This window comes from Propionibacterium sp., assembly GCF_047719395.1.
Classification (GTDB): Bacteria; Actinomycetota; Actinomycetes; order Propionibacteriales; family Propionibacteriaceae; genus Propionibacterium.
Genome location: NZ_JBDNTB010000097.1, coordinates 1 through 4,673 on the forward strand (window position 1 = coordinate 1; position 4,673 = coordinate 4,673).

The 4,673-nt window shown below is 68.9% G+C and carries 4 protein-coding genes; 2 read left to right on the forward strand and 2 right to left on the reverse strand.

Annotated elements, in window-relative coordinates:
- The coding region (locus ABF648_RS11840) for a response regulator transcription factor (RefSeq protein ID WP_415632450.1) at positions 1 to 406 on the forward strand (406 nt) is incomplete at its 5' end.
- A gap of 2 nt (positions 407 to 408) precedes the next feature.
- Positions 409 to 2,724, forward strand: a complete 2,316-nt coding sequence (locus tag ABF648_RS11845; RefSeq protein WP_415632451.1) for an ATP-binding protein — start codon at positions 409 to 411, stop codon at positions 2,722 to 2,724.
- A 73-nt stretch (positions 2,725 to 2,797) separates the two neighbouring features.
- Here the strand turns inward: ABF648_RS11845 and ABF648_RS11850 are convergent, their stop codons facing one another.
- Positions 2,798 to 4,162 carry an FAD-dependent oxidoreductase gene (locus ABF648_RS11850; protein WP_415632452.1) on the reverse strand — a complete coding sequence of 455 codons (1,365 nt, stop codon included), beginning with the start codon at positions 4,160 to 4,162 and terminating at the stop codon, positions 2,798 to 2,800.
- Between the two features lie 23 nt (positions 4,163 to 4,185).
- Positions 4,186 to 4,673, reverse strand: a 488-nt coding sequence (locus tag ABF648_RS11855; protein ID WP_415632453.1) for an ArsA-related P-loop ATPase, incomplete at its 5' end; no start/stop codon positions are given.

Here is a 4,673-nt window from a genome sequence, read left to right on the forward strand (position 1 = left end):
CCTCAGCCGGGCGGCGAGCGCGGCGGGGCCCCGGCCCAGCGCCCCCAAGGCGGCCCCGGCCCGTCACCTCGGCGCGGCCATCGCCGCGGCTCTGCAGGGACGCGGCGAGCCCGGGCGCGACTGGGCCGCGGCGCTGGAAGCCGATGAGGACTTCGTGCAGACCCACCTGAGTGATGGCGAGGTCCAGGTTCTCATCCGCTATGCCGCCGGTGAGACCTCCGAGGCCGTCGCCCGGCACCTGAACCTGTCCCGCAGCACCGTGAACACCTACATCGCACGGATCCGCGCCAAATATCACCAGGCCGGACGGCCCGCCGACTCGCGGGTCGACCTGTTCCGCCGAGCCGCCGAGGACGGGCTCGTCAGCTACCACGACTCCGGGGCCACCACGCCGACCAGGCCCTGACGATGACCCGTGCGCCCACACTGCGCCCCCTCCGGCGCGCCTTCGCCGTCATCGCCGGTCTCGCATGCAGCCTGACTGTCTTCATCACGCACACGGACCTTGCCAGTCTTCCGCCCCGGCTGCGTACCCCCGCTGCATGGTGGCTGGGATTTTTCGCCATCTTTCCGCTGGTGATCGCCGTCATGGCCGGGATCGCCCTGGCGTGGTCGTGGCGAGCGCCGCACCCGGATCACAGCAGTGCCGTGATCCTGACGGACAGCGTGGTCCCCAGACGCCTGGACCGCATGTGGATCAGGGGGACCGGCGTGGGTGTGTGCGCCTGCTTCGTCATGCTCCTCGGCACGCCCCTTGCCGTGGGCGGCTCCCTGGGATCTCCTGCGCAGGGGACGGCGAGCACTCTTGTGACGATGAGCGCATTCATCGCGATCATCATGGCCGTCGTCTGCTTCGGCGTGCATGCGCGCTTCATCTGGGCGGGTGTGGTGGTGACTGCGCTGCTGGTGGCCCTGTCCACGATCACCGGCGAACTGTGGCCCGGCAGCGTCCAGGCGCCAGCGCAGGTGCTGTCGACGACACTGCTGTTCGTGGGAGCGGTCACGTGGCTGCGAGTCCAGTTGGTCCAACTCGACCAGACAGAGGCGCAGGAACGTGAACAGGCCGAAGCCCTGGCCGACGAGCAGGCCCGGCAGCTGGTGCGGCTGCGCGTCAACGCATTCGTCCATGACCACATCCTGGCGGCCCTGGTGCCCGTGGCTGCCGGGATGCCCGACTCGCCGCTGCTCCGCTCGACGGCGTGCGCGGCCCTGGGGGCGCTCGATTCCTCAGATGAGCTGTCCTCGTCTGAGGACAGCATCTCCACGGAGGAGCTGTTCGACGCGATGACCAAGGATGCCCGGGCATGGGATTCCGGCATCAGGATCGAACGACGTCGAGACGACCACTTCCTGGTGCCGAGCGATACCGGCAAGGTCCTCGGCGATGCGGTCATCGAGGCCGTGCGCAATTCGGTGCGTCACGGTGGCCCGGGGCCGGTGCGCCGTGTCCTCGGCCTCGAGGTGGTGGACGGGGCACTCACCGTGTCGGTCGACGATGACGGACAGGGGTTCATCCCCGAGCAGGTACCCCGTTCCCGCTACGGGATCCGTCATTCGATCCGCCAGAGGGTGGTCGACGTGGGCGGTCTGGTCGATGTGAGATCCAGCCCTGGCAGGGGCACGCACATCGCAGTGTCCTGGTCGCCCGGCCCGGCCTGGGCACACGCAGGTGGAGATGAGCTCCAGCAGCTGGACGCACAGCTGCCGAGCGATGTGGAGTTCCCGCTGGCAGCCAGCCTGGAGACCAGGACAGCGCGGATCCTCGCGGTGCTGTTCCTTGCGATGGGCGCGATCCAGGTGTTGGGGAATCGGTCTGCGTACACCTCTTTCGTACCAGTGATCGGGGCTTTCGTGGTGGTGGTCATCGCCGTCGGGCTCCTTGTCCGGTCGTGGCCCCGGTCCCGGTTGCCGGGTTGGGTGTGCGTCGTGGTCGTGGTGCTGATCGCTGTGGCCAACTCGATGTGTCTGTGGTCGATCCGGGTGGGGGGCTGGCCCGGTTACGCGACATGGTCGATCTGGGCGTGCGTCTTCCTGTGCTGGGGGCCGTTGATGCGGGAACGCACGGCGACCGGATGGATCGGATTCGCTGCGATGGCCGCAACGACCTTCGGGTGGGTCCTGGACACCGGGCAGCCAGTTTCGCTCGGATTCGCGCTGGTCCTGCCCCAGGTGATTTCAACCGCCGCCTGGACGTTCATCGCGTGGGCATCCGCCCGGTTCGCCTGCAGGACTGCGCTTGCCAACCGGCGAGTCGGCGAGCTCTCCGCGCTACGGCATGCCCAGCAGGAAACCATCAGGATCACCCACGAGGCGATGGACACAGTGGCCCAGAGGGCTCATCCGGTGTTGCAGCGGATTGCCACCGATCCTGCTCCGTCCCCGGAGTTCCGGCTCGAGTGCCTGTTGCTGGAGGCCGAACTGCGGGACGAGATCCGTGGGGCCTTCTTCACCGGCACTCCCGTCGTCGAGGCGGCCCGCGAGGCTCGCGCACGAGGAGCGGAGGTGGTCCTGATGGACGACTCGACCCCTGGGACCCTGGGCCCGGTCGAGCGCACCGAGGTGATCGATCATGTCATGGCTGCCCTGGCATCTGCGACGGACGGCAGCCATGTCTTTGCCCGCATCGCACCGCCCGAGCGTTCCTATGCTGCCTCGGTGGTCGTGGACGACGAGAGCGTCATGATTCCCCGGGCCGCGGCCACACAGCAGAGCGTCCAGGCATGAGGAACTGATTCTTCGGCTGCACATCCGCTCTTCCCCGGAGCCGTGCGATTCCTCACTGCTCGTCTCCACAGGATCACTGCCAGTGCTGTGCGGCTGCCTGAATGGCATCCCATGGCGCGGCGAGGGGCGGGGTGTAGGCGAGGTCGAGGTCGGAGAGTTGCGGGATGGTGAGCCCGGTGAAGATGGCAGTGGCGAGCACATCGGTGCGCTTGGCGATTTCTGTGCCGTAGGTTCCGACGAGTTGGCCGCCGAGCAGCTGGCCGGTGGCGGGGTCTCCGGTGAGCCGGATGGTGATCGGATGGGAGCCTGGGTAGTAGGCCTTGTGGTCGTCGGGGGTGCAGGTCGCCGAGCGGGCGGGGAGGTCGGCGTTGTGGGCTTCGGCCTCGCGGAGCCCGGTGCGGGCGGCGACCAGGGTGAAGACTTTGACGACTTGGGTGCCGAGGACGCCTGCGAAGGTGGCGTGGCCGCCGATGGCGTTCTCCCCGGCGATGCGGCCTTGCTTGTGGGCAGTGGTTCCCAGGGGCAGCCAGGTGTCGCCGAGCAGGCGGTGCCTGGTGGTGACACCGTCGCCGGCCGCGTAGATGTCGGGCAGGCCGGTTCGCATCTGGTCGTCGACGGCGATCGCTCCGCCTGGTCCGGTCGTGGCTCCGGCCGAGGTGAGCAGGCTCGTGTCGGGGCGGACGCCGACGACAGCGATGACGAGATCAGTCCTGATCTCCTGGGCACCTGCGGGGCCGTCGCTGATGACGACCGGACCGTGCTCGCCGCGTCGGATGCTGCGCACGGTGGTGCTGGTGCGGACGTGGACGCCGTGTCGGGCAAGCTCGTCGTGGACGAGGGAGGCGAGGTCGGGGTCGAGGGTGGCGAGCACTTCGGGGCCGCGGTGCAGCATGGTCACCTCCAGGCCGCGCCGGGTGAGGGCTTCGGCCATTTCGAGGCCGATGTAGCCGGCGCCGATGATGACGGCGTGGCGGGGATGCCGGGTGGCGAGGGTGCGCTGAACCGCGTGCATCTGGTCGATGGTGTGCAGCTGGTGCACCCCGTCTGCGGGGCCGAGTGCGTCGGGGCCGGTCAGGCCCGTGATGCCGGTGGCGGCCGGCCCAGCTCCGGTGGCCACGACGAGCCTGTCGTAGCCGAGCGACTCCTGGCTCCCGCCCGGTGTGGCCACGGTGATGGTGTGGGCGGCGGCGTCAATGCCGGTGGCGCGGGTGCCAAGACGCAGGTTGAGCCCGGCTGCCTCGAGGTCGGCCCGGGTGCGGTGCGCGAGGTCGTGCCAGTCGGGCACGTCGCCGGCGATGTGGTAGGGGATGCCGCAGATGGAGTAGTTGGGGTACTGGTCGGCGACCACCAGGGTGACGTCGGTGTGCGGGTCGAGTTGGCGGGCGCGCAGGCCGGCCATGATGGCGGCATCGGAACCGCCGATGATGAGCAGGTGCATGGTGTGCTCCCAGGAAGCCGTGGTCAGCGAGTGGCGGCGGAGTCCGCCAGGGGGGAGGTCTGGCTGAGATCGCGCAGACTGTCCTGTCCGATGGGGGGTGTGGGCAGCAGGGGGACGACCGCCATGCGTCCGGTGAGCTGCTGGACATGCCCGATCTGGGAGAGTTCCCCGTCCGCGATGGTGCGGAGGAATCCGGAGGATTGATGGGCGGCGGCGACAGAGCGGTTGACGACCCATGCCCAGGGGGTGATGGATGCTCGTTCGAGGTCGCGTTGCAGTTGTTCTGCTTCGAGGACGGGCGTCGTCTCGGGCAGGGTGACGATGATCATCTTCGTGTGGTCGGGGTCCTGGAGCCGTGTCAGCGGGGTGGCGACGAGCTCGTCCCCCCGCTGGTGGAGCATCTCGCGGTGATAGGAGCCGGTGGCGTCGAGCAGGAGGAGTGTGTGCCCGCTGGGCGCGGTGTCGATGACGACGATGCGATCCCGCGCTTCCCGGATGGCTTCGGAGAACT

Bases quoted from the DNA above. Each gene is read 5' to 3' on its own strand.
- ABF648_RS11845 (WP_415632451.1), top strand. From the start codon at position 409: ATGACCCGTGCGCCCACACTGCGCCCCCTCCGGCGCGCCTTCGCCGTC.
- ABF648_RS11850 (WP_415632452.1), bottom strand. From the start codon at position 4,162: ATGCACCTGCTCATCATCGGCGGTTCCGATGCCGCCATCATGGCCGGC.